Source organism: Streptomyces sp. NPDC059832 (assembly GCF_042731715.1).
Taxonomy (GTDB): domain Bacteria; phylum Actinomycetota; class Actinomycetes; order Streptomycetales; family Streptomycetaceae; genus Streptomyces.
The window spans coordinates 79,468-105,557 of record NZ_JBHWIY010000009.1 but is presented as its reverse complement, the minus strand read 5'-3'; the positions used below and the strand labels follow the sequence as shown (position 1 = coordinate 105,557).

Annotated in this window: 15 protein-coding genes; 9 read left to right on the top strand and 6 right to left on the bottom strand. The window is 71.9% G+C overall.

Annotated features, from left to right (window positions below):
- Positions 1–26: 26 nt before the first annotated feature.
- Positions 27–10,910 (top strand): amino acid adenylation domain-containing protein, encoded by a 10,884-nt coding sequence (locus tag ACFV8T_RS17935; RefSeq protein WP_385328474.1) that lies wholly within the window; start codon positions 27–29, stop codon positions 10,908–10,910.
- Positions 10,897–12,597 (top strand): ABC transporter ATP-binding protein, encoded by a 1,701-nt coding sequence (locus ACFV8T_RS17930; protein WP_385328472.1) that lies wholly within the window; start codon positions 10,897–10,899, stop codon positions 12,595–12,597. The genes ACFV8T_RS17935 and ACFV8T_RS17930 overlap by 14 nt, the downstream gene beginning before the upstream one ends.
- A 48-nt stretch (positions 12,598–12,645) precedes the next feature.
- Here the strand turns inward: ACFV8T_RS17930 and ACFV8T_RS17925 are convergent, their stop codons facing one another.
- On the bottom strand, positions 12,646–13,758 hold the full coding sequence (locus ACFV8T_RS17925) for an alpha/beta hydrolase-fold protein (RefSeq protein ID WP_385328470.1): 1,113 nt from the start codon (positions 13,756–13,758) through the stop codon (positions 12,646–12,648).
- A gap of 268 nt (positions 13,759–14,026) precedes the next feature.
- On the opposite strand from ACFV8T_RS17925, the gene ACFV8T_RS17920 reads away from it, so the two are divergent.
- Positions 14,027–14,236: an MbtH family protein gene (locus ACFV8T_RS17920; RefSeq protein WP_385328468.1), complete on the top strand. Its 210-nt coding sequence runs from the start codon at positions 14,027–14,029 to the stop codon at positions 14,234–14,236.
- A gap of 121 nt (positions 14,237–14,357) precedes the next feature.
- The gene (locus tag ACFV8T_RS17915; protein WP_385328466.1) at positions 14,358–14,879 is read left to right on the top strand and encodes a GNAT family N-acetyltransferase; all 522 of its coding nucleotides are present in this window, start codon (positions 14,358–14,360) and stop codon (positions 14,877–14,879) included.
- A 90-nt stretch (positions 14,880–14,969) separates the two neighbouring features.
- Here ACFV8T_RS17915 and argB read toward each other — a convergent pair whose 3' ends face one another.
- Positions 14,970–15,818, bottom strand: a complete 849-nt coding sequence (gene argB / locus ACFV8T_RS17910; RefSeq protein ID WP_385328464.1) for an acetylglutamate kinase — start codon at positions 15,816–15,818, stop codon at positions 14,970–14,972.
- A gap of 201 nt (positions 15,819–16,019) precedes the next feature.
- The gene (locus ACFV8T_RS17905; protein WP_385328793.1) at positions 16,020–16,478 is read right to left on the bottom strand and encodes a pyridoxamine 5'-phosphate oxidase family protein; all 459 of its coding nucleotides are present in this window, start codon (positions 16,476–16,478) and stop codon (positions 16,020–16,022) included.
- A 220-nt stretch (positions 16,479–16,698) separates the two neighbouring features.
- Between ACFV8T_RS17905 and ACFV8T_RS17900 the strand changes: the two genes are divergently transcribed.
- Positions 16,699–17,178, top strand: coding sequence for a hypothetical protein (locus ACFV8T_RS17900; protein WP_385328462.1), 480 nt, complete (start codon positions 16,699–16,701; stop codon positions 17,176–17,178).
- Positions 17,175–17,855, top strand: coding sequence for a vitamin K epoxide reductase family protein (locus tag ACFV8T_RS17895; RefSeq protein WP_385328460.1), 681 nt, complete (start codon positions 17,175–17,177; stop codon positions 17,853–17,855). Before ACFV8T_RS17900 ends, ACFV8T_RS17895 begins: the two co-directional genes overlap by 4 nt.
- Here the strand turns inward: ACFV8T_RS17895 and ACFV8T_RS17890 are convergent.
- Positions 17,806–19,143 carry a globin domain-containing protein gene (locus ACFV8T_RS17890; RefSeq protein ID WP_385328458.1) on the bottom strand — a complete coding sequence of 446 codons (1,338 nt, stop codon included), beginning with the start codon at positions 19,141–19,143 and terminating at the stop codon, positions 17,806–17,808. The two genes, ACFV8T_RS17895 and ACFV8T_RS17890, sit on opposite strands and share 50 nt — an antisense overlap.
- 266 nt (positions 19,144–19,409) lie before the next feature.
- Here ACFV8T_RS17890 and ACFV8T_RS17885 point away from each other — a divergent pair, with 266 nt between their 5' ends.
- The gene (locus ACFV8T_RS17885; RefSeq protein ID WP_385328792.1) at positions 19,410–20,147 is read left to right on the top strand and encodes a response regulator; all 738 of its coding nucleotides are present in this window, start codon (positions 19,410–19,412) and stop codon (positions 20,145–20,147) included.
- A 14-nt stretch (positions 20,148–20,161) separates the two neighbouring features.
- Here ACFV8T_RS17885 and ACFV8T_RS17880 read toward each other — a convergent pair whose 3' ends face one another.
- Positions 20,162–21,856, bottom strand: a complete 1,695-nt coding sequence (locus ACFV8T_RS17880) for a GAF domain-containing protein (RefSeq protein ID WP_385328456.1) — start codon at positions 21,854–21,856, stop codon at positions 20,162–20,164.
- 522 nt (positions 21,857–22,378) lie between these two features.
- Here ACFV8T_RS17880 and ctaD point away from each other — a divergent pair.
- Both ctaD and ACFV8T_RS17870 read left to right on the top strand, forming a co-directional pair.
- Positions 22,379–24,163: a cytochrome c oxidase subunit I gene (gene ctaD, locus ACFV8T_RS17875; RefSeq protein ID WP_385328790.1), complete on the top strand. Its 1,785-nt coding sequence runs from the start codon at positions 22,379–22,381 to the stop codon at positions 24,161–24,163.
- Between the two features lie 49 nt (positions 24,164–24,212).
- Positions 24,213–24,572 carry a hypothetical protein gene (locus tag ACFV8T_RS17870; RefSeq protein ID WP_385328454.1) on the top strand — a complete coding sequence of 120 codons (360 nt, stop codon included), beginning with the start codon at positions 24,213–24,215 and terminating at the stop codon, positions 24,570–24,572.
- Between the two features lie 254 nt (positions 24,573–24,826).
- On the opposite strand, the gene ACFV8T_RS17865 is transcribed toward ACFV8T_RS17870, so the two are convergent.
- Positions 24,827–26,038, bottom strand: coding sequence for a Dyp-type peroxidase (locus ACFV8T_RS17865; RefSeq protein ID WP_385328452.1), 1,212 nt, complete (start codon positions 26,036–26,038; stop codon positions 24,827–24,829).
- Positions 26,039–26,090: the final 52 nt, after the last annotated feature.

The following is a 26,090-nucleotide window of genomic DNA, read 5'->3' as shown; positions in this document are numbered from 1 at the left end:
TACCTCGGAAGGATGCTGAGTCTTCGATGACGGAACCGAGCGCCCCGCGCGTACTTCTCTCTCCCGCCCGCCTGGCCGACGTGCGCCGTCGAACCGGCGACTACGGTGACCGGACCGTCGCCGAAGCGTGTGCCATCGGGCTGTCGTACTGGGCGACCGGCCTCGGCCCCGACGGCATGGACCTCACCCCCGGCACGCTCTTCGCCGACCTCCTGGCGTGGGTCGACAACGGCGGTGCCGGGAGCGGCGACTGGGAGGTCGGCGCGGACGGCCGGAGCATCACCGTCCCCGGCGGCGTCGTGCTTGCCGACGCGCAGCTCGCGCTGGACGACCTGGCCGACTTCCCGGACCGGCCCATCGGCACCATCGGCCCGTCCGGCCCGGCGGCGAGGCTCGAAGCCCTGGCCGGGTGGAACGACACCCGGGCCGACCGGGTCCGCCCGACCATCATGGAGATGTTCCGCGAGCAGGCGCGCACCAGGCCGGACGCCGTCGCGATCGTCGATGAGCACCGGTCACTGACGTACCGCCAGGCAGCCGCATACTCCAGCCAGTTGGCCCGTCATCTGATCGAACGCGGCCTCACCTCCGAGCAGGTCGTCGGGATCTCGCTCGGCCGCTCCGCCGACATGGTCATCGGACTCCTCGCCGTGCTCCAGGCCAAGTGCGCGTTCGTGCCGCTCGATCCGCAGTGGCCCGCCGCGCGACGGGCCGTCGTCGTCGAGGACGCCCGGGTCATGCTCCAGCTCAACGAATCGGGCGAGCACGGCGCGGGCGAACCGGACGCCGTGGCCGTCGACCTCGGGGACTGGAGGTTCGGCGCCCACCCCGCCGAGGCACCGGAGGCGACCGTCCCCGGCACGGCCCTGGCGTACGTGATCTTCACGTCCGGTTCGACCGGACGGCCCAAGGGCGCCATGATCCGGCACGAGGCGATCAGCGAACGCCTGCTGTGGCAGGTCGACGAGATCCTGCGCTTCGGCCACGACGACGCGTCACTGTTCAAGGCGCCGTTGTCCTTCGACATCTCCATCAACGAGATCTTCCTGCCGCTGGTCTCCGGCGGCCGGCTGGTGATCCTGCGGCCCGGCGGTGAACGCGACCCGCACCACCTGCTGAGCGTCATCGCCGAGCAGCGCGTCACCTTCACCTACCTGGTGTCGTCCATGCTGGACGTGCTGCTGGAGATCGCGGGCGACTCCGGCCGCCTGGACAGCCTGCGGCACGTGTGGTGCGGCGGCGAGGTGCTGACACCGGAGCTGTACGAGCGGTTCCGCGCCCGGCTCGGCATCCCCCTGTACCACGGCTACGGCCCGGCCGAGACGACCATCGGCGTCTCCCACGTCATCTACCGGGGTGCGGCCGAACGCCTGTCGACATCGATCGGCAGGGCCAACCCCAACACCCAGCTGTACGTGCTGGACGACGAGCTGCGCCCGGTCCCGGTCGGGGTCGGCGGCGAGCTGTACGCGGGAGGGCTCCTCCTGGGCCGCGGGTATGTCAACGCGCCCGGCCTGACGGCGTCCCGGTTCGTGGCGAACCCCTTCGCCGAGGACGGGTCCCGGCTGTACCGGACCGGTGACCTGGCGCGGTTCGCCCCCGACGGGTCGCTGGACTTCCTCGGCCGCGCCGACAACCAGATCAAGATCCGCGGCATGCGGCTGGAGATCGAGGACGTCGAGGTCGGCCTCGCGGAACACCCCGGGGTACGGCACACCTGCGTGGTCGCGAAGAAGAACGCCGCGGGCGGCACCTACCTGGTGGGGTACGTGATCCCGGCCGCCGGCCACGAGGAGCTGCGGGCGGACGAGGTCAGGGAGTGGGCCGCCCGGCACATGGTGGAGTACATGGTGCCCGCCCATCTCGTCGTGATGAAGGAGTTCCCGCTCACCGCGAACGGCAAGCTCGACCGGGGCGCCCTGCCGGAGCCCGCGATCGGCACGGGTTCCGTGGTGGCGCCCGCCACCGACAACGAACGGGCGGTGTGCGCGGCCGTCGCGTCGGTGCTGCGGCTGGAGAGGGCCGGTGTCGACCAGGACTTCTTCCAGCTCGGCGGCGACAGCATCCTGGCCATCTCACTGCTCAGCGCACTGCGGGACGGCGGGCTCCACGTCACCGCGCGGCAGATCTTCACCCACAGCGTCCTCGGGGCGCTGGCCGCGGTGGCGAGCCGCGAGGACGTCTCCGCCGTGGACCACGGCGATGTCGCGACCGGTTCCGTCGTGGGATCACCCATCGTGCAGTGGCTCGGCCGGACCACGGACGCGATCGACGGCTTCGTGCAGTCGGTCGTACTGAACACGCCGGCGGAGCTGACCGCCGGCGCCCTCGACGCGATCCTCGCCGCCGTGCTCGGACGGCACGACATGCTGCGCGCCAGGCTGGTGCGCGGCGACCGCTGGGGCTTCGGCATCCCCGAGGCCGGCCGGGCCGTCGTGGGGTGGCAGGAGAGCGACCGCCCGCTGGAGGAGTGTGTCGCGCTCGCCACCGAGGGGCTCGACCCGGACCACGGCGTGATGCTGCGCGCGGTGTGGCGCCGCGAGGCGCGGCAACTGGTCCTGGTCGCCCACCACGTCGTGATCGACGGCGTGTCCTGGCGGATCCTGATGGACGACCTGGCCACGGCATGGGGCCAGTACGCCTCGGGCGCCCCGGTCGAACTGCCGCCGGTGGGAACGTCGTTCAGGCGCTGGACCCAGTTGCTGGAACGCACGGCCTTCGACGCCGACCGTACCCACTTCCAGCGCCCCCTGCCGGGAGCCGACGCACCACTGGGCAGACGTACGCGGACCGAGGCCGACACCGTCGCCCGGGAGCGGACACGGACCTTCTCCGTCGGGCCCGAGGACACGGCCGCGCTGCTGGGCCAGATCCCCGCGAAGTTCCACGCGGGCGTCAACGACGTACTGCTGACAGCGCTCGCCGTCACCCTCGCCCGGTGGCGCCGCGACCGCGGGCAGGACCAGACGTTCGCCCACATCGAACTGGAGGGACACGGCCGCGAGAGCCGATACGTGGCGGACGCGGCCGGCTTCGAGCCGGAACTGTCGCGGACCGTGGGCTGGTTCACCACCTTGTTCCCGGTGACCGTGGACCCCGGCGCGGCAGCCGACTTCACCGCATCCGCGTACCTGGCCGCCGCCCTCAAGGCGGTCAAGGAGGACCTCGCCCAGGTGCCGAGCAACGGCGTCTCCTACGGCGCCCTGCGCTATCTGACCGACACCGGACTGACCACGCCCGCACCGCAGGTGCTGTTCAACTACCTGGGCCGCTTCGACGCCGGCGCCGCCGGGGACTGGCAGCTCGCGGGCACCACGGGGCAGTTGGGCGAGAAGCGCGACCCGAGGATGCGCATGCCGCGCGCCCTGGAGTTCAACGCCATCGCCGAACCCGACGCGAGCGGCGCGTACGAGCTGGTCACCACCCTCTCCTGGCCCGAGGGGATGTTCACCGACGAGGACATCACCACCCTCGGCGAGTACTTCCGGGCCGCCCTGTCCGCCCTCGCCGCACTCGAAGGAGGCGGCCACTCTCCCAGCGACTTCCCTCTGGTGCGGCTCACCCAGGCCGACGTCGACGACCTGGACGGCCCGGCGCTGCGGGACATCCTGCCGCTGACCCCCTTGCAGGAGGGCCTGTACTTCCACTCGGTCTTCGACGACGACGCGACCGGCAGCTACGTCGAGCAGCAGCTGCTGACGCTGGACGGCGACGTCGACGCCGACCGGCTCGCGGCGGCGGCCACCCGGCTGCTCACGCTGTACCCCAATCTGGCCGCCCGGTTCACGGCCCTCGCCGACGGCCGGGTCGTCTCCGTCGTCGAGGGCGGCGCGGAGGCGCCCTTCACCACGCTGGACCGCCCCTCCCTCACCGACGACGAGATCCGCGACCACGCCGAGCGGGACCGCCGTGCCGGTTTCGACCTGGCCACCGGGCCGCTGATGCGCTACACGCTCATCCGGGCCGGCTCCGGCCGCACCGTCCTGGTGCAGACCGTGCACCACATCGTCGCCGACGGCTGGTCGGTGCCGCCGATGCTCCGCGCGCTGCTGGCCGAGTACCACGCGCCGGGGACCGCGTACCCGCTCGGCGGCTACCGCGACTACGTGGCCTGGCTCGCCGGACGCGACCACGACGAGAGCGACCGGGTGTGGCGCGGCGAACTCGCCGGTCTGACCGGTCCCTCGCTGGTCGCCGAAGGACACACCCCCTCCGAACGGTTCGCCGACACCGCCGTCGAGCCCGCCGACGACATCGACGCCGCCGCCCGGTCGGCCGGCGTGCCCCTGAGCGTGGCCGTCCACAGCGCGTGGGCGGTGACGCTGGGCGGCATCCTGCACGGCAGGGACGTCGTGTTCGGTTCCACGGTGTCCGGGCGCGACGCGGAGGTGCCCGGCATCGAGGACATGGTGGGCCTGTTCATCAACACGATCCCCGTGCGCGCCCGGTGGGCCGCCACCACCACGGCGCGCGAGCTGCTCGCCGCGGTGAAGGAACACCGGAGCACGGTGCTGGCACACCAGCACGTCTCACTGGCGAGGATCGGCCGCCGGGCCGGCACCGGCCCCCTCTTCGACACCCTGGTGGTGTTCGACGTCGCGACCGACGTGGACGCGCTGCGCGGCCCCGAGGACGAGCTGGTCATCACCGGCATCGTCAACGAGGGCGCCCCGCACTACCCGTTGACGCTGGTGGTGGAGAGCGCCACCGACGGCCGGCCGCGCTTCAACCTGATCCACGACGGTGAACTGCTGCGCCGGGAGAGCGCCGAGGCGATCCTGCGCACGTTCGCCCGGACCCTCACCGGCCTGCTCGACCGGCCGGACGCCCTGGTCGACGATCTGGCCCCCGAGGCCGGCCGGAGCCCGGCGCGCATCTCCCCGGCGACCCTGGGCGAGCTGTTCGACGCCGCCGCGAACCGTGACCCGGCGGCCACCGCCGTCACCCAGTGCGCTCTCGACGGCCGTACCCGGTCCCTGACCTACGGCGAACTCGCGGACGCCAAGAACCAGTTGGCCTCGGCCCTGCGCGCGGCCGGTGCCGGGCCGGGCCGACGGGTCGCCGTCGCCGTCCCGCGCTCCGTGGAGCAGGTCGTCGCCCTGGTCGCGGTCGTCGGCGCGGGCGGCGCGTACGTGCCGCTGGACCTGGCGTACCCGGACGAGCGGCTGGAGTACATCCTCGCCGACGCCGCCCCGCAGGTCGTACTCGTGGACCGTGAACAGCAAGGCCGCTTCACCCGCCTGCTGGCCCGAGCGGACGTGAAGGCCCGGGTGCTGGTCCAGGGCGACGAGCTGCCACAGGCCACCACCGCCGGGCCCGGGGCCGACTGGCACGATCCCGCGTACGTCATCTACACGTCGGGCTCGACCGGCCGGCCCAAGGGCGTCGCCGTCCCGCACTCCAGCGTGGTGACGCTCCTCACGAACACCCGGCCCGACATGGGCTTCGGCCCGCACGACGTATGGGTCCAGTTCCACTCCTTCTCCTTCGACTTCGCGGTCTGGGAGCTGTGGGGCGCGCTGGTGCACGGCGGCGAACTGCTGGTGCCGGAGTACGCGTTGACCCGCTCCCCGGTCGACTTCCACCGGCTGGTCCGCGAGCGCGGGGTGACCGTGCTCAACCAGACCCCCTCGGCGTTCTACCAGTTCGTCGAGGCCGACCGGCTCGCCGCTGAACCGGCCACGGCGCTGCGCCGGATCGTCTTCGGGGGCGAGGCGCTGGACCTCGGGCGGCTGCGCGGCTGGGTCGAGCGGCACGGCACCGGTACGCCCGAGCTGGTCAACATGTACGGCATCACCGAGACCACCGTCCATGTCACCCACCGGGTGCTGACCGACGAGGACTTCGGCCCCGGCGACGACGTCAGCCCGATCGGCGGCCCGATCCCCGGCCTGGTCACCCACCTGCTCGACGACCGGCTCCGGCCGGTGCCGCCGGGCCGGGTGGGCGCCATCTACGTCGCCGGGGACCAGGTGTCGCTCGGCTACCTGGGCCGACCCGGGCTCACCGCGGGCCGGTTCGTGGCGAACCCGTTCGCAGCCGACGGCTCCCGCATGTACCACACGGGCGACCTCGCCCGCCGCACGCTCGACGGCGAGCTGGAGTTCGCCGGCCGCGCCGACGACCAGGTGCAGCTGAAGGGATTCCGCATCGAGCTCGGCGAAGTGGAGTCGGCGGTCAGGGAACTCGACGGTGTCGTCGATGCGGCCGTCACCGTGGCGGACAGCGGTGACCACCTCGTCGCACACGTCGTGGGCCGGGTGCCCGGCGACTTCACCGCGCTGCTGTCCACCAAGCTGCCCGTCCACATGGTGCCGGGCCGGGTGCTGACGGTCGACGCCCTGCCGCTGACGGTCAACGGCAAGCTGGACCGCAAGGCCCTGGGCGAGCGCGCCGCACAGGACGACACCCCGGTGGCCACGGGCGACTCCGCGCTCACCGCACTGGTCGACGTCTTCGCCGAGGCACTGCCCGGCGTCGCCGTGGACGCCGACACCGACTTCTTCGGCGCCGGGGGCGACAGCATCGTCGCCATCACCGTGATCAACCGGGCCAGGGCACTCGGCCTGCCGATCGCCCCCCGGGACGTGTTCCTGCTGAAGACCCCGCGCGCGCTCGCCGACCACCTGGCCGCGCGCGCCCCGCAGCCCGTGGCGTCCGCGCCGTCCCGCCGCGAGGACGGTCCGCTGCCGGCCACCCCGATCATCCTGCGCCAGCGGGAACTGGGCGGTTCGCTCGCCCGGTTCGCCCAGGCCAGGGCAGTGGTGGCGGCCGAGGGCACCGACCTCGCCGACGCCCGGCGCGCCGCGAACGCCGTCGTGGCCGCACACCCGGCCCTCCGGTTGCGGCTGCGCGTCGGGCACGGTGTGTGGACCCTGCGTACCGGACCCGCCCGCGAGGTCGCCGTCGTACCGACCGACGCCCGCGACGCGACGGCCGCGGCGAACGAGGCCGCCGGACGGCTCGATCCCGGCTCCGGGGACGTCATCGCCTTCTCCTGGCTGGCCGCGAGCCGGACCCTGGTGGTCACCGCGCACCACCTCGCCGTCGACGCGGTGTCCTGGCTGGTCCTCCTCGACGACCTGGTCACCGCCATGAGCGGGGCGGCCCTGGCACCACCCACCACGTCCTACGCCGAGTACGCCGAAGCGCTGGCGGTGCGGTCCGCACGGGTCACCGACGACCTCGGACACTGGATCACCACGCTCGGGGCCCCCGCCCTGCTGCCCCAGGTCCAGGGCCCGCGCGAGACCACGGTCGTGCTCGCGCCCGAGGTGAGCGACCGGGTGACGCGCAGCGCCCCCGCCGCATTCGGCCTGGGTCTCACCGAGTTGCTGTGCGGCGCCCTGCGCACCGCGCTGACCCGCGTCCAGCCCACGCCCACCGACCTCGCGATCGAACTGGAGCGGCACGGCCGGGTCCCGGCCCTGGAACACCACGACTACTCCCGTACCGTCGGCTGGTTCACGGCCATCGCACCGGTGCGGCTCACGGCGCACACCGACCCGGTCGCGGCGGCGCGCGAGGTCGCCGAGCGCCAGCCGGACGAGTGCGGGCACGTCGCCTACGGCCTGCTCAGATACCTCAACCCGCAGACGGCACCGCTGTTGAACGCCCGCCCGCAGGTGCTGTTCAACTACCTCGGCCGGGGCAGCGAGTCCGGGGCGCTGCACGTCACCGGCGCCGACCAGGGCAGCCCGTACGCCGTCGAGGTCAACGCCTGGACCGACGACGCCACCGGAAGCCTGCACGCGGCCTTCACCCTCGCCGAGGGCATACCCGACGAGATCACCGAGCACTGGCGCGGCGCGCTGGAGCACCTCGCGGACGCCGCCGCGACGGCCGAGCGTACGGCACCGGTCACCCCGCTCCAGCGGGGCCTGTTCTTCCAGGCCCAGATGGCGGGCGCGGCCGGACACTACGTCGCGCAGAGCTGGTTCACCTTCGAGCGGCGCCTGGACACCGACGCGCTGGCCGAGGCGATGGCGTACGTGATCGCGCGGCACCCGGTCGTGGGCGCCGGCTTCACCACCGACGACGACGGCAATCCGGTCCAGGTCCTCAAGGCGGGCCGGCGGGTCGACGTCCGCACGATCGCCGCGACGTCGGACGCGGAGGTCGAGGCGCTGCGCACCCGGGACCGCGAGTCGGGGTTCGACCCGGGCGAGCCGCCGCTGGTCCGGCTGACCGTGGTGCGGCTGCCGGACGGCCGGGACGGCCTGCTGCTCAGCTATCACCTGCTGCTCTGGGACGGCTGGTCCCGGGAGATCGTCCTGCGGGACCTGTTCGACGCGTACGAGGCCGTCGTGGCGGGCGAGCCGCCCGCCGCGGCCCCGGCCGTGCCGAGCTTCGAGGAGTACGCCCGGACGCTCGACGCCAGGGACCCCGCGGTGTCGAACCGCTTCTGGGCGGAGCACCTGGCCGGGCTCCCGGGCCCGACACTGCTCGCCGGACCGGCCCCGGCCCTGTCGGACGACCTGCCGCGCGCTCTCGTGCGCACGCTCTCCGCCGAACTGTCACAGCTGCTGCGGGACGCGGCCAGGGTGCACGGCGTCACCCTGAACACGGTGCTGACCGGCGCGTTCGGCCTCCTTCTCGGCGCACACACGGGGCGCGGTGACGCCGTGTTCGGCGTGACCGTCTCGGGCCGGGAGGGCGAGGGCCACGCCGGCATCGTCGGTGTGCTGCTCAACACGGTGCCCATGTGGACCCGGGCACGGCCCGACGACACGGTCGGCGCGTACCTGTCGGCCGTACAGGCGGCCAGGGTCGAGGCGATGGAGCACGAGCACCTGGGGCTCGGCGAGATCCAGCGGGCCAGTGGGCACGACACCCTGTTCGACAACCTGTTCGTGCTCCAGAACTTCCTGGACCTGGACGCGTTCGCCGAGATGAACGCCGGACACGGCATCACCTCGGTGCAGGCCGACGACTCCACGCACTACCCGTTCACCTGGGTCGTCACGCCCGGCGACCGGCTCACGGTCAAGCTGGAGCACCGCGACGACGACCCCGCGGGCGCCCGTCGCCTCCTCGACGACTACCTCCGCGTGCTGGAGGACCTGGCCCGGTCGACGGGACGGGTGGGCGCGCTTCCGGGCCTCGCCCCGGCCCCCGGACCGGCCGGGCGCACCGAAGTCGGCACGGACACCGTCGTCGACCGCTTCGACCGGGCGGCGGACCGCGATCCTGAACGGGTCGCGCTCGTCGCCCACGGCTCGACCATGACGTTCGCCCAACTCCGGGACCGCAGCCGTGCGGTGGCGGGTGTGCTCGCGCGGCGGGGCATCGGACCCGAGACGATGGTGGGCCTCGCGATCCCGCGCTCCCTCGACTCGATCGTGGCGCTGTTCGCCGTGCTGCGCGTCGGCGCCGCGTACGTACCGCTGGAACTGGACCACCCGGACGAGCGGATCGCGACCATCGTCGCGGACGCCCGGCCCGAGGTGATCCTCACCGTGAGCGCCGTGTCGCCCCGGCTCGGCGGCGAGCTCATCGAGCTGGACCGTCCGCTGCCCGAGGCCGATCCGTACGTGACGTTCGCGCCGGACGACCCGGACCGCCTGCGGCACCCCGCGTACACGATCTACACCTCCGGCTCGACCGGGAAGCCCAAGGGCGTGGTGACCGAGTACGCCGGGCTCACCAACATGCTGATCAACCATCAGCGGCGGATCTTCGAACCGGTCCTCGCCGACCACGGCCACCGGGCCTTCCGCATCGCGCACACCGTGTCGTTCGCGTTCGACATGTCGTGGGAGGAACTGCTGTGGCTAGCCGACGGCCACGAGGTCCACATCTGCGACGAGGAACTGCGCCGCGACGCCCCCCGGCTGGTCGAGTACTGCCGTGAGCACGGGATCGATGTCATCAACGTGACCCCGACCTATGCGCAGCAGCTGGTCGCCGAGGGCCTGCTCGACAACCCGGCACGGCGGCCGGCGCTGGTGCTGCTGGGCGGCGAGGCCGTCACCCCGACGCTCTGGCAGCGGCTCGCCGGGACCGAGGGAACGGTCGGCTACAACCTGTACGGGCCCACCGAGTACACCATCAACACCCTCGGCGTCGGCACCTTCGAGTGCCAGGACCCGGTGGTGGGCGTCGCGATCGACAACACCGAGGTGTACGTGCTGGACCCGTGGCTGCGGCCGCTGCCCGACGGGGTCCCCGGTGAGCTGTACGTATCGGGCATCGGCATCGCGCGCGGCTACCTCGGGCAGAGCGCCCGGACCGCCCACCGCTTCGTGGCGTGCCCGTTCGGCGGGCCCGGCGAGCGCATGTACCGCACCGGCGACCTGGTGGTCCGCCGGCCCGACGGGAACCTGACGTACCTGGGCCGCACCGACCAGCAGGTCAAGATCCGCGGACACCGGGTCGAACCCGGGGAGGTCGAGGCCATGTTCGCGGCGCACCCGGCGGTGCGGTTCGCCGCCGCGGTCGCCCAGCCCGACCCGCAGGTCGACGGCGCGTACCGGCTGGCCGCCTATCTCGTGCTGGAGGGAGCGGACCTGGCACGGGTCGCCGCCGAAGTGGGCGCCGGGCTGCCGGACTTCCTGCGCCCGACGCATTTCGCCCAGGTCGACAGCATCCCGCTGACCGTGAACGGGAAGGCCGACACCAAGGCGCTGCCGGAGGCCAGGCCGCTCGGCGCGCTGACCACCGGGGGAGAGCGCGGCCCGGAGACCGGGAACGAGATCACGGTGTGCGAGTTCTTCGCCGAGGCACTGGACCTGGACGACGACGAGGTGAGCGCGGTGAGCGACTTCGTGTCCCTCGGCGGGCACTCCATGCTGGCGGTGCGGCTGACCGGGCTGCTCCGCCGTGAGTACGGTCCTGTGATCACGATCCGTGATCTGTTCACCCTGCGAACCCCGGAAGCGATTGCCCGCCACCTTGATGAAAACTCCTGACACGCAGCGGCCCCGGCCGGGGTCGGACATCCTGCGGACCGCGCTGCGCCGCAACGTCGGCGCCATGGTCCGGGGCACCGTCCTCATGGGCCTGTACCAGGCGGGGGAGACCGCCTTCCCCATCGCGCTCGGCATGATTGTCGAGCACACCATGCAGGACCGGAGCCCGAGCGCGCTCGGCCTGTCGATCGGCGCGCTGGCCGTGATCATCACGACCGTGTCGCTGTCGTGGCGGTTCGGGATGCGCGTCCTGCAGAAGGCCAACACGACCGAGGCGCACCGCTGGCGGGTGCAGGTGGCCGCCTGCGGGCTCCAGCCGGTGGCCAGGGACGTCGACCTGAAGTCCGGCGAGGTGCTGACCATCGCCACCGAGGACGCCGACCAGACCGCCGACATCGTCGAGGTGGTGCCGCTGCTGGTCAGCTCCCTGGTCGCGGTGGTGGTCGCGGCGGTCGCGCTGTCCCTGGCCGACATCCGGCTCGGCCTGCTGGTGGTCGTGGGGACCGTCGCGATCCTGTCGATCCTGGCCGTGATGTCCAGGCGGATCGGGGCCAGTACCCGCGAACAGCAGGCCCGGGTGGCGCGGGCGGGTGCGAAGGTCGCCGACCTGATCATCGGCCTGCGCCCGCTGCACGGCTTCGGCGGCAACCACGCGGCGTTCGGGTCCTACCGGAAGGTCAGCACGGACGCGAGGCGCCAGGCGATCACGGTCGCCAGGGTGAACGGCACGTACGCGGGCACCGCGCTGGCCCTCAACGCGGTCCTCGCCGCCGCCGTGTCCCTGACGGCGGGCGGGCTGGCGTTCGACGGCCGGATCACCATCGGGGAACTGGTCATGGCCGTGGGCCTCGCGCAGTTCATCATCGAACCGCTCAAGATGTTCTCGGAGATGCCCAAGTACGTGATGATGGCGCGCGCGTCGGCCGAGCGGATGGCGCTGGTGCTCTCCGCTCCGCCGGTGGCGACGCCGGGCTCGCAGCGTCCGGCCGAGGGCGGAGGCCTCACGGTCGACTGCGTGCGGCACGGGTCCCTGCGCAGGCTGAAGTTCGAGGTGGCCGCCGGTGAGTTCGTGGCGGTCGCCGTCTACCAGCCGCGTGCGGCGGCCGACCTCGCGTCGGTCCTCGCGGTGAACGTCGCGCCCGACGCGTACGAAGGAGAGGTGCGGCTCGGCGGGCAGCCGATCGCGGAGCTGTCGATCGAGGCGGTCCGCGAGCACATGCTGGTGAATCCGTACGACGGGGAGATCTTCGCGGGCACGCTCCGCACGAACATCGACCCGTCGGGCACCAGCCGGCGGATTCCCGAGGCCGTCGAGGCGTCCATGCTGACCGATGTCGTCGCTCTCCACCGCGACGGGCTCGACTACGCGGTCCGCGACCGCGGGGCGAACCTTTCCGGGGGGCAACGGCAGCGGCTGTCCCTGGCCCGTGCCCTGGCCGCCGACAGCGACGTGCTGGTCCTGCACAACCCGACGACAGCCGTCGACGCGGTCACCGAGCAGCTCGTCGCGCGCAACGTCGCGAAGATGCGCCGCGGCCGTACCACGGTCGTGATCACCAGCAGTCCGGCCCTGCTGGACGCCGCCGACCGTGTCCTCGTCCTGGACGACGGCGTCATCACCGCCGAGGACACCCACCGCAACCTCCTGGCCGGCGACGCCGACTACTGCCTGGCCGTGGCCCGGTGAAGCGCCGGGCGGTTCCGGGGACGTGCCCGAACACGTCCCCGGAACCGCTCAGCCGAGAGCCCAGGCGACGTCCCTGAGCAGGGCGTGCCGCCAGCCCGCCCGGTCGTGGTCCGAAGCCGAGCGCGAGACCCGCACCGTCGCACCGGCCCGTTCGGTCAGTTCCTCGGCCAGTTCGCAGTGGGGCAGCATCCGCGTCTCGTGTTCCCCCACGTCGAACGCGCACCGCAGACGGGACAGGTCGGGGTTCTGCCGCAGCCGCGCGGCGACGGCGCCGCCGACCGGGCCGCCCAGGGGGTCCGCCAGGTCCATGGCACCGGGTGCCCACCAGAGGGAGGCCGACTGGAGGGCGACGCGCGAGACCAGGTCCGGGAATTCCAGCGCCGCGTAGAGCGCGCTCAGCCCGCCCAGGCTCTGCCCGGCGACCACCAACCGGTCCAGGTCGGCCGGTACGCCGGATTCCGCAACCAGCGGCAGCAGTTCGTCCCGGACCGCCTCCCACAGCTCGGGCCTGCACCCGAACTCGGCCGCCCTGTCCTTGGCCGGGAGGAAGACGAGCGTGACGGGGGGCATCCCGCCACCGGCGACGGCCGAGTCGAACGCGGCCATGGCCGGGTGCAGGTGCAGCCAGTCGTCCCCGTCGAGCAGCAGGACCACCGGTCCGCCACCGCCCGCCGGGTGCACGCGCACGGTGCGCCGTCCGCCGAGCCGGTCGCTGCTCCAGCGGAGCCGGGTGCGGGGGAGGGGCAGGACGTCGTCGGCGCCGACGGCGGGCCAGTGCGGCTGGGCCGGGGCGTCCGGGGTCGCGGCGATGGACCGGTCGGCGCCGGCCCCGACCGGGTTGAACGGGTCCGCGTGGGCGGCGTCGCCCGCGATGATCCGGTAGGTCACCCGCAGCCGCGCGGGCATCCGTACTTCGGCGTACCAGCAGTCCGTGCCGGCCCATCGGCGCAGCGGAACCGGCTGTGACCAGCTCTCGAAGTCGACGCAGGCCCCGGCCCCGCGCCACAGGAACAGGGTCCGCCAGCCGCCGTCGCCGTCGGGCACCGGGGCGGGCGTCCGGGCAGCCGCCCAGAACGCGTCGGTGCCGGGTGTGCCGGGCAGTCCGAACTCGGCGAAGACGCTCTCCTCGTCGGCCCTGAGGCCGGTGTCGGGAACGGTCATGGCCGGCCGGTGAGGCGGTCGGCCGTGGTCCGGAGGAACGTGCTCGGGGGCGCGTTCGTGCCGTCCTCGGTGCGGAGCCGTTCGATCACCAGGCGCATCGGCATCTCCTTGTGAGGGGGAAGGGCGAGAGGTTAGGCTCATCTCGTATTAGGTGAGCCTAACCTAATGTTTTGGCTCCCCTCGTCTCTGATTCCACCCGCACCGACGATCTGACGCACACTCATGACGCGGCCGTCACCGGCCCGTCGGGCCCAGGAGGCACTGACATATGAGCACCAACCCTTTCGACGACCCCGAAGGCCGCTTCCTGGTCCTGGTGAACGACGAGGGGCAGCACTCGCTCTGGCCGTCCTTCGCCGAGGTTCCCGGGGGATGGACGACCGCTTTCGATGAGAACTCCCGGGAGGCGTGCCTGGAGTTCGTCGAGACCAACTGGACCGATCTGCGCCCCCGTTCCCTCGCGGCATCCACCGACTGACCCCGCGCGGCGAATCGCCCCGCCGCCGCCCGCGGGACGGGCCCGTCGATGCTCCCGTTCCTCGCCTCGGAGCGACACGGCGATGAGCCGGTCCCCGATCGTGAACCGAGTAAGGAAAGTCTTGATCACGGCCACGCCGCACCGCGCCCCGCTGCCGCACGCGCTCCCCGTGCCGTCCTCCTCCGTGCGCTCCGCGCATGAGGAGGACGCTGTCGAACTCGCCGCACTGGCCCGGCCGTTCGTGCACTCGGGGGCGTTGCGGGAGCGGCCCGCCTCCCTCTACGCCGCCCACGCCGCCGACTTCCTCGTGACGCAGCCCCCCGGGCAGCCCATCGAGGGGTGCGTCGGCCTGCGCGTGCACCCGGCCGTTCCCGGGGAGAGCCGCGGGCCCGTCGGTGTCCTCTACAACTTCTGCGTGGCCGGGCACAGTCAGGGGCGCGGAGTCGGCGCCGGGCTCCCGCGTGCGGTACTGGCCATGGCGCGCGCCCAGTCGCTCGGTGCCCTGTTCACGGCGACCACCGGCGGTGGCGGCCTCTTCCTCCGGTACGGTTTCGCGCCCACGACCGCGCGCCTGGCGCCTTCGTCCTGGGCGGAGTCCCTGGATCCCCGGCGCAACGCGCGGATCCTCACCAAGGTCCTGTGACGGCCGGCGCGCGTGTGCGCGCCGCACTCCGTCGGTGCGGCCCTTCGGCGACGCGTCGGCGGCGCGTCGGCGGCGGTTCGTCCGCCGCGGTCATACGGTGCTGCTGTGGCGATCCTGGCTGTCGTCGGGAACCACGGTGGTGCCGGGGCGGGTCTCGCCGAGGACGCAGCGCAGCACCGCGTGCGGCACGCGGCCGTCGAGCACGTGCGCCCAGCGCACCCCGCTGCGGACGGCCCGCAGGCAGCCTTCCATCTTCGGCAGCATCCCGCCGGCCAGTCCGGGCAGCAGTCCTTCCAGCGCGTCGGCCGTCAGGTGCTCGATCACCTCGGTGCTGTGCGGCCAGTTCGCGTACAGCCCTGCCACGTCGGTGAGCATCACCAGCCGCTCGGCATCGAGGGCCACGGCCAGGGCCGACGCCGCGAGGTCGGCGTTGACGTTGTAGACCTGTCCGTCCTCGCCGCGTGCCACGGGGGAGACCACCGGGATGTGCCCCTGCTCCAGAAGGGTGCGCACCATGCCGGGGTTCACGTCCACGATGTCGCCGACAAGACCTATGTCCACCGGCCGGCCGTCCACCCAGGCCGGACGCCGCACCGCGGTCATCGTGTGCGCGTCCTCGCCCGTCATGCCCACCGCGAAGGGCCCGTGTGCGTTGATCTGACCGACCAGCTCCCGCTGGACCCGTCCGCTCAGCACCATGCGCACCACGTCCATGGCCTCCGGGGTGGTCACCCGCAGGCCCGCCTCGAAGCGGGACTCCAGGCCGAGACGGTCGAGCATCGCGCTGATCTGCGGCCCGCCCCCGTGTACGACGACCGGGCGCAGGCCGGTCCGCCACAACTCCACGACGTCCCGGGCGAAGGCCCGCTGCAGGCTCGCGTCCACCATGGCGTTGCCGCCGAACTTGACGACGACCGCGCCGCCCCGCACCCTGTTCACGCGATTAGCTTAGCCTAACCTAAATAGCCGTGACCCTGGTTCGGGCCGGCCCGCCTCCCGGAGCTTGAGCAGCGGTCAACTCCCTGCCTGCGAAGGGAGTTGCCGATCAGCGAGCGGGGCGTGAAGTGCTTCGATTCCGGCCGGGGAACCGCACGGGTGCGGTTCCGTACCGTCGTTCCGGCCGGCGCGGAGCGCCTCGCGTCAGGCGACCAGCCGGATCCCGGTGACCAGATGCGGGCGGATGCGTACCGCACAGTTCATCACCGGGCCCGGCCAGGGGCGGAGCAGCCGCCGATAACGCGACAGCGCGTCCGGATCGGCGACCGGCCGGCAGTAGCCCGTGGCGACGACACTCCAGCCCAGATGGGTCAGCGGATCGATGTCGTCGGCCTGGTAGGCGACCACGACCCCCCGGTCGCCATGGTCGCGGGCCTGGGCGAACAGATCCGAGTCCTGATGGGTCAGGATCACGATCTGACCGTGGTCCAGCAGATGGTTCACCGGTCGGATGGCCGGCAGCGCGTGCTGGGTGAAGACGATCCGCCCGAGCGACGCCCCGCCGAGCAGGCTCAGTGCCTGGGTACCCGTCAACTCGACCGTGCGGCGCGGACCTGCGGCCGCCGCACCCGGGAACGGTGCCGCCTCCGGTGGCGCGGTCACGGCCGTGCGCACGGACGGCTGGGGCGACTGATGGCATGAGTGGTTCACGGGGCTGCCTCGTCTCCTGGTCTGCTCACCTGAGGCACGAGTACACCGGGTGGCGCCGTCCCCACGCCAGGGCCGAACGGCCCCAGGGCCGAACGGCCCTAGCGGCGTCGGACCTCCGATGGGTTCACTGCGGTGCATCGCACGCCGCGGGTGCGCGCAGGAGGGAAACACGGTGATCGCAGTCGTCGGGCACAGAGACCTCAGCAACAGATCCCTGGAACTGGTGGAAGCCGAACTGAGAGCGAGGCTGGACCGATTGGCAGAAGGTGCCGCCGCCCTGGTGCGGGTCGGCGCGGGGCTGCCGCTGGCATTCGGGCGGGCCGCCCGGGAGGCCGGGCGGAAGCTGACGGTGCTGCTGCCGGCTCAGGGCGCGGTTCCCGCGGTGCTGCCCGAGCGGGACCGGTCGGCCGCGGGCGAACTGCTGGTCCTGGCCGAACACGTACGGCTGCTGGCCTTCGATCCGGCCGACCGCGACGCGTGTGTCGGCGCCGATGAACGGCTGGTGGAGACATGCCGGACCGTGCTCGCCGTGTGGGACGGATCGCCGTCGGACGGCCGGGACGCCACCGCCCATCTGGTTGCCTTCGCGCGTGCGCGAGGAATCCGGGTGGAGGTCGTCTGGCCGGACGGTTCCGTACGGGTGCGGACATGAGACTGCCGGAACGCGGGACGGGGAGGACGGCGCAAGGACCCGAGGCCGACGAGCGGGTCCGCGCCGGCGCGTCCGGGACGGGCCACGACCGGGAGTGCGCCGGGGCGAGGCGCGGGTTCGGGTGGCTGCTGGTCATCACGGCCGCGCTCGGGCTGCTCGGCTCGTTCGTCATCACGATCGACAAGTTCGAACTGCTCGCCGATCCCGGCTTCGTGCCCGCCTGCTCGCTGAGCCCCGTGGTGTCCTGCACGAGTGTGATGCGCAGCGAGCAGGCGTCGGTGTTCGGCTTTCCCAACCCGCTCATCGGGCTGGTCGCCTTCGGAGCGGTGATGGGGACCGGCGCGGGCCTGCTCGCAGGCGCACGCTATCGGCGCTGGTACTGGTTGGGGCTGAACCTCGGCACGCTGTTCGGGGTCGGCTTCTGCATGTGGCTGATGACACAGGCCCTGTTCGACATAGGCGCCCTCTGCCTCTGGTGCATGCTCGTGTGGGTGGCCACCATCTTCATGTTCTGGCACACCACGGTGCACAACCTGCGCCATGGCGTCCTGCCCGCCCCGCGCGCCCTGGTCGCGGCGGTGCTGGAGTTCCCCCTCGTGGTGCCGGTGACCTGGTGCCTGGCCATCGTCATGCTGATAGCAGTCCGGTTCTGGTCGTACTGGCAGACATTTCTGTGACCGCGACGATGCCGGTGGTCTCGTGATGGATCTGCGCGGCCGGTACTCCGGCGGCGACCAGCCGCGCGGCCACGGCCTGCGCCGGCCCGGTCGTGGCGGCCTCGGGGGCCAGGGCCAGAAAGGCGTGCTGCCGGGCGGCGGCCCCGGGATGCGGGGGCAGTATTCCGTTCAGGGCCCGCAGCCCGGCACCCGCGAAGCGCGTGCTCGCCGCATCGGCCGCGACGACGGTCAGCCAGGGACGTCCGCGCCGGAACGCCTCCAGGTACGCCGCGTCGTACATCTCCTCGGCCGCCGCCCTCTCCTCCGGCGCGGCGGGAACCAGCAGCAGCCGTACCCGGTGCGCACGGGACCGGTCGGCGTCGATCCGCTGGAGCAACGCCTTCATCGGGGCCCAGCCCGTACCGGAGGCGATCAGCAGAATCTCCGAGGACGGAAGGTGATCCGGCAGGGCCAGCCCGCCGCGCGGGGCGCTGAGACGGACGGCGCCGCCCTCCCGCGTGCTGTGCACCAGCGCATCGCTCACCCCGTCGGAGCCCCGGGCCCGTACGTGGAACTCCAGTTCACCGTCCGGATGCGGCGCGCGGGCCAGATAGTAGGGACGCCAGGCATGTTCCAGCAGCGGCGACTCCAGGGACGCGTAACTCCCGGCCTCGAAGGCGTAGGGCTGATGGGGCCGTACCCGCAGCACCGCGAGATCGGGCGTGCGGAGTTCGTGCGAGGTCACCGTCGCCTCCCAGCTGGGCGGTTCGGCGATCGCCTCGTCCGCGCCCCTGACCATCGCCGAGACGGCCAGCCGCAGCATCCGCAGCCACGCGTGCTCCAGCGCACGGGTCCACCGGGCGCCCGCGCGCACGCGCAGCGCCTCGATCAACGCGGCCTCGAAGGCCTCGAAATGTGCGGGGCGCACCCCGAGCTTGCGATGGTCGCGCCCCAACTGCCCGAAGACGCTGATCATTTCGTCCGTACGGTGCAGATTGCCGATCAGATAGCGGAAGATCCCTGCGAGATGGGCCTGTTGGAACGCCATCGACTCGGGGAACAGCGACCGCAGATACGGATGCCGCTCGAACAGGATCCGGTACAGCTCGGCGATCAGCTCCTCCAGCGGGTTCACCAGTGGGAGCGAGTCGCCGATCAGCGACTGGTCGGCCGTTCCGTCGTACGCCTGCGGGGCCTCGGCGCTCCACACTTCGGCACGGCTGCCGGACGGGGCCAGGATGCGTCGTCGCAGCCGCATCGCGTCATGCCGTGCGAGCAGTGCGTGGTAGTCCTCGCTCGGGGTGTTCATGGGCCGGTGACTCCTCGGTGCAGCGCAGTGGGGTGGCCGGGAAGGGAGATGTCCGTGGCGCCCGGACGATCTTGGCGGCGTCAGTATGGCACCGCGTCCGGCCCGCTGACCGGCCCCCGGCCACAGGGCCTTTCGGCCCTGTTCAGACGCCGTTCACCATGCTGTCGCACCCCGGCGGGAACGGGCCCCGGGACGGGCACATACTGTCTTCCGGCCCTCTCCCCGAACCGATCGAGCACGATGTGAATGAGTTCGCGAATTCCCCACTGAGCACGACCCCGTCGCGTACGACCCCGTCGCCGTCCGCGGCCCCCGTACGCGTCTTCATCCTCGACGACCACGAGGTCGTACGGCGCGGCGTACGCGATCTGCTGGAGGCCGAGGACGACATCGAGGTCGTCGGCGAGGCGTCCGACGCCCGGGAGGCGCTGGCCCGCGTACCGGCCAGCAGACCGCAGGTCGCCGTGCTGGACGTACGCCTCGGCGACGACCGGGGCGGGGACCACGCCGGTATCGAGGTGTGCCGGGAACTGCGCGCCCTGATGCCCGAACTCGCCTGCCTGATGCTGACGTCCTTCGACGACGACGAGGCGCTGTTCGACGCCATCATGGCGGGCGCCGCGGGGTACGTGCTCAAGCAGATCAACGGGGCCGATCTGATCGCCGCCGTACGCACGGTCGCGTCGGGCACCTCGATGCTCGATCCGCGGACGACCGCCCGCGTGATGGCACGGCTGCGGGGCACCGAACGACCCCCCGCCGAGGCGTCGGAGGCATCGGAACTGGACGGACTCACGCCCAGGGAACGGCAGATCCTGGACCTCATCGGCGAGGGCCTCACCAACCGTGAGATCGCGGAACGTCTCTTCCTGGCCGAGAAGACCGTCAAGAACCGCATCTCCTCGATCCTCGCCAAACTGGGCGTGGGCCGCCGCATCCAGGCCGCGATGCTCGTCGGCCGGATCAAGGACCGCCAGGGCCGGTCCCCGGACCCACGCGGCTGACGGACGCTCGGGCGTCAGTCGTGGAGCGGCACGCGCCAGGTGATCCGGGTGCCGCCGTCCGCCGGCCGTTCGATCGCCAGTGTGCCGCCGCAGAGCTCTGCCCGCGTACGCATATTGGCCAGCCCTCCGAGGCGTTCGGCCGCCGTTTCACCGGCATCGACCGATGCTCCTGTCCCGGACTCGGTCGTGACACCGTCCCGGATCCCGATGCCGTTGTCGGTGACGGTCAGGGTCACCGCGTCGTCGGCCGACAGCACGATGCCGATACGAGTGGCACGGGCATGGCGAGAGGCATTGGACACCGCCTCGGCGGCGACCGCCACCACATGTTCGGCCAGCTCGTCCGGGACGGTGGTGTCCACCGGCCCGTCGATCCGCACGGAGGGCCGGAAGCCGAGGGCGTGCGCCGCCGAGCGGGCGGTCTCCGCCATCCGGTGCCGCAGCCCGCCGCGGCCCGAACCGTCCGCCGTCCGCAGATCGAAGATGGTGGACCGGATGATCCGGATCGTGGTGTCCAGATCATCCACCGCGCGGCTGACCCGCTCGGCCGCGTCCGGCCGGTCCGCGATGGCACGCGTGGTGCTCTGGAGGGTCATCCCGGTCGCGAAGAGACGCTGGATCGCCAGATCGTGCAGATCGCGGGCGATCCGGTCCCGGTCGTGCATGACGGCGAGTTCCTCGGACTCGGCCCGCCTACGGGCCAGTTCCAGGGCAATGGCCGCCTGGTCGGCGAAGCCCGAGACGAGCGCGACCTCGGTGTCGTCGAACGGCGGGCGGTCCACCGGCCGCCCCAGACGCAGTGCGCCCCTTGCCCCGGTGTCGACTCGCAGAGGCACCGTCACCACCGGGCCCAGACCGTCCTCGGCACCGTCGCCGAACGGGTGGGCCCGGGGATCGGAACGGACATCGGAGCAGTGCACCGGTGTCCCCGTACGGGCGGCGAGTCCGGCCAGTGATCCCCGCGCGGGTACGGACAGCCCCGTCACGCGCTCGGCGTCCCTGCCATGGGCGACGGCAACGGTCAGACGTGCCTCGGCCCCGGATGTCTCCGAGGCCCCGGAGAGCGACGCGGGGGGCGTGGGCAGCAGAATCGCGGCCCGGTCGGCGCCCGCCACCTCCATCGCCCGCTCGGCGATCAGATGCAGCACCTCGTCGGCGTCCGTCCCCGACAGCAGGGTGCGGGTGATCTCGCCCAGTGCCTCCAGACGCCGCTCCCGACGACGGCTCTCGTCGTACATGCGGGCGTTGTCGATGGCGACCCCGGCCGCGATCGACAAGGTGGTCAGCACCGCCTCGTCGTCGGCGTCGAAGCTCACCCCGCCCCGCTTCTCCGTGAGGTAGAGGTTGCCGAACACCTCGTCCCGAACCCGTACCGGCACCCCGAGGAAGGTGCGCATCGGGGGATGATGGGGCGGAAAACCGAAACTGCGGGGATGGCTGCTCAGATCGGTGAGCCGCAGCGGCTCCGGGTGATGGATCAGCTCACCGAGGATTCCGCGCCCGCACGGCGTCTGGCCGATCACGGCGGCGAGCTGCTCCGATATGCCGACCGGCAGGAACTCCAGCAGCTTCTGCCCGTCCCCGACGATGCCGAGCGCCCCGTACTCCGCGTCGGTCAGGGTCACCGCGGCCTCCACGATCCCGCGGAGCACCTCGGGCAGTTCCAGGCCCCGGCCCAGACTCATCACGGCATCCAGCAGACTGCGCATCCTGTCCGGCCGGCTGGGCTGGGGCCAGGCCGCCGTAACGGAGCAGCGGGCTCCGGGCGAATCGGGGGCGGGGGAGGCGGAGCCGGGAGAAGGGACTTTGAAGGGGGAGCCGCCGGGCGCGGTGGGTGTTGTTTCTGTCATCGGGGCGCCGCTCTCAGGATCCGTGTGTCGTATGCCGGGAAATCGCTCACCGGATCACCGCAGGGCTGGGACCGGTCCACGGACGGTCAGCCTACGACAGCCACGGGGACGAGGGCCCGGCGGTGCACTGCCGCCTCCCGGACCGGCCCGGGTGAGGCCGGTCGGCCGCCTGAGGGACCGGCAGTAGGGCCGGTCGGCCCCGCGGACGGTACCCGTCGGTCCCTGGAGGGCCTGGAGGGGCACGGACAGCATGGTGCGGCCGGGAAGGTCCGGTCCGTCCCCTCGTGATCCGCCGGACCTTTCCGACCGCTCCCCTCCGCCCGTGCGGCGGGGAGCGCTCGAAGAGCCGCAAGAGCTGGAGGACACGGTCCGGTGGACGCAATGGAATCGCAGGGCAATCGAGTCGCCCCCGCACAGGGGCCGGTGCCCCCGGACCCCGGAGCCGCCGTCGCCGACACGCCCTCCGCCAGGAACGGCCGCGCAGACACCCGGGCGGTCACGGGCGAGCCGGCGACGCCCCCCGGCACCGAGCTGCCGGGCCGGTCGTCCCGCGGGCGGATCGTCGTCTCGTGGCTCACGACGACCGATCACAAGCAGATCGGCACGCTCTATCTCGTCACCGCGTTCGTCTTCTTCCTCATCGGCGGCGCGATGGCACTCGTGATGCGCGCCGAACTCGCCCGCCCCGGGACGCAGATCATTTCCAACGAGCAGTTCAATCAGGCATTCACCATGCACGGGTCGGTGATGCTGCTGCTCTTCGCGATGCCGCTGTTCACGGGATTCGCCAATTGGCTCATGCCGCTTCAGATAGGCGCACCCGATGTGGCGTTTCCGCGGCTGAACATGCTGGCGTACTGGTTGTTCCTCTTCGGATCGCTGATCGCCGCCGCGGGGTTCCTCACCCCGCAGGGCGCCGCCGACTTCGGATGGTTCGCCTATGCCCCCTTGTCCGACGCCACGCATTCACCGGGCATCGGCGCCGATATGTGGATCATGGGTGTGGCGCTTTCCGGATTCGGTTCCATTCTCGGAGCGGTGAATTTCATCACCACCATCATCTGCATGCGGGCCCCGGGAATGACGATGTTCCGGATGTCGATCTTCACCTGGAACGTACTGCTGACCGCCGTACTCATCCTCCTGGTCTTCCCGGTCCTGGCCGCTGCGCTCTTCGCGCTGGAGATGGACCGGAAGTTCGGCTCACACATCTTCGACCCGGCCAACGGAGGCGCGCTTCTGTGGCAGCACCTCTTCTGGTTCTTCGGCCACCCCGAGGTCTATGTACTGGCGCTGCCGTTCTTCGGGATCGTCTCCGAGATCATTCCGGTCTTCTCCCGGAAGCCGATGTTCGGCTACATCGGTCTCGTCGCCGCGACGATCGCCATCGCCGGACTGTCCGTCACCGTCTGGGCCCACCACATGTATGTGACCGGCGGCGTACTGCTGCCGTTCTTCTCCTTCATGACCTTCCTGATCGCCGTACCGACCGGAGTGAAGTTCTTCAACTGGATCGGCACGATGTGGAAGGGATCGCTGTCCTTCGAGACGCCGATGCTGTGGACCACCGGATTTCTGATCACCTTCGTCTTCGGCGGACTGACCGGCGTCATCCTGGCCTCACCACCCCTGGACTTCCACGTCTCCGACTCGTACTTCGTCGTCGCCCACTTCCACTACACGCTCTTCGGCACGGTCGTGTACGCGATGTTCGCCGGATTCCATTTCTGGTGGCCGAAGTTCACCGGAAGGATGCTCGACGAGCGCCTGGGCAAGATCACGTTCTGGGTGCTGACGGTCGGCTTCCACCTCACGTTCCTCGTACAGCACTGGCTCGGAGCCGAGGGAATGCCGCGCCGGTACGCGGACTATCTCGCCTCTGACGGATTCACCGCTCTCAACACCCTTTCCACCATCGGCTCGTTCCTCCTCGGACTGTCGTTCCTGCCCTTCTTCTACAACGTCTGGAAGACCAGCCAGTACGGCCGGAAGGTCACCGTCGACGACCCCTGGGGCTATGGCCGCTCCCTGGAATGGGCCACGTCCTGCCCTCCGCCCCGGCACAACTTCAGTTCGCTGCCCCGCATCCGCAGCGAGTCCCCGGCCCTCGATCTGCACCATCCGGAGATCGCCGCGCTCGAACTCGAACCCGCTGTACCGCACTGACCCTTCCGTCCCCCGTCCCCGAACCCCGCCCTCAGGAGAGTGCTGCCCGATGTCCCACGGTGTTCTGGCGGTCGGCGTCGTCGTGCTCCTCGCGTCCGGCAACGTCTGGTACCTGCCTGCCTATGTCGATCTGCGAGCGGGCCAGGACCGGCCGCGCTCCCGGCGGCCGGCCGCGGCCGCCGTACTGACCGCGTGGGGATCGGCGGCCCTCACGATGCTTCTGCTGCTCATGCCGGTCGCTCCGGTCGTGGCCGCGCTGCCGGCGGTCGCCGGCACCACCGCCGTGGTGTCCCTGACCGTCCAGGCGCGGCTGCGACGGGGCCAGGAGCAGCGCGAGGAGGAAGCACGCTGGTCCAAGCTCTTTCCGGTACGGACCGGCGGTCCGGCCGGGACCACCGAGGACGGGTAGACGAGCAGCAGACAGTTCGGCCAGGGATCAGCACCGCGGAGCGCCGGTATGCGGAGCCGGAGGTGGAGGATCTTCGTCCGGCGGTGTGCGCATGTGGAGGTCCGGCGAGTGCCCCGACCCGCTCTCCCGTCGGAAAGTGTGAGATAGGGGAGCGCGGGCGGGTGAGCGGGACGACGCGTCGCGGCCTCACGGTGTTCAACGGGGCTCGGTCGTGCTCGGGATCGCCGTTGCCGACCGGCCTGGCGCGGCGGACCTCATGTCCAGAGCTGTTCGCCGAGAGTCCCGGCGGATGTGGCGCCGGGCAGGACGTAGGCCACGGCCGAGGCCCGGTGTTGGAGGAACGGCGTGAGGGCGTCGCGGCCGGCCAGGCGGTTCTGGACGCGGGTGAACTGGGCGGAGTCGCGCATGAAGGCACAGAACAGAAGGCCGCGGTCGGTCGGGCCGTCGTCGTAGCTGTAACTGCGGCGGAGCATACGGGCACCGCCGTCGAAGCGGGGGCTGGCGAGACGCACGTGGGCGGTGGCGGGGATGACGTAGGAACCGTCGGGGTTCTTGGCGTAGATGTCCGGCTCGTCATGCTCGGAGGTGCCACTGAGGGCGACGCCGTCGTGGGCACGGCGGCCGATCGCCCGGTCGCGCCGGCCCTCGGAGAGGGCCGCGAAGCCGGTGACGTCCATGCGGATCCTGCGGTAGACCAGAACGGTGCCGTCCCCGTGGGCTCCGGGTGGGCCCCAGACCCACTGCTCGGCCGCCGCGTGATCGGGGTTGGCGGTGCCGTCCTTGGAGCCGAACAAGTTGCGCGGGGTGGTGCCCGGGGCCGTGTGGGGCAGGAAGCCGGACTGGGTCCAGCGCGGCACGGCGCCGGCGGTGTGTGCGGCCCTGCCGACGAGTTCGGCGACGACGGTGAGCGTCCAGCGGTCGGCCGCGCACAGCTGGACCAGAAGATCGCCGTTGCTGCGGCGCGGGTCGAGGCGGTCGCCGGGGAACGGCGGCAACTCCGCCAGTGAGGCGGGGACGTTGAGGTCGAGCCGAGCGGCGAGAGCGGGGCCGATGCCGACCAGGGAGGTGAGCCGGGTCGCGCCACCGCCTTGGAGTCGCGGGTCCGGCGGGGCGTCGGCGGCTGCGGTGGCGAGCGTGCTGGTCAGCGCGCCGAGGACGTTGCGAAGGGCCTTCCGGTCGGTGGCGGCAGAGGTCCGGGGGAGGTCGAAGGAGAGCAGGTGCGTCGCCGGTTGCTGGGGCGCCGTAACACCTGCCTGTCGGGCGCCGTGGAAGGGAATCGCGGCCTCGGTCGGCGGGGCGCCCGAGGTGGCACGGCCGGCTGTCCGGTCGCCCCTCGTCAGTTCGTCGGCTGCCGCGCCGGCCCCGGCTGCGAGCACCGCTCCGGCTGCGAGCAGTGCCCGACGCCGCCCGAAACCGGTTGCCGCGGGTCGGGGTGGATCCTGCGCATTTCCCTGTTCGGTGGGCATAGGCCTATTGGAGACGATAAAACATCTGCCATGCAAACCCTGTCTGCAGAGC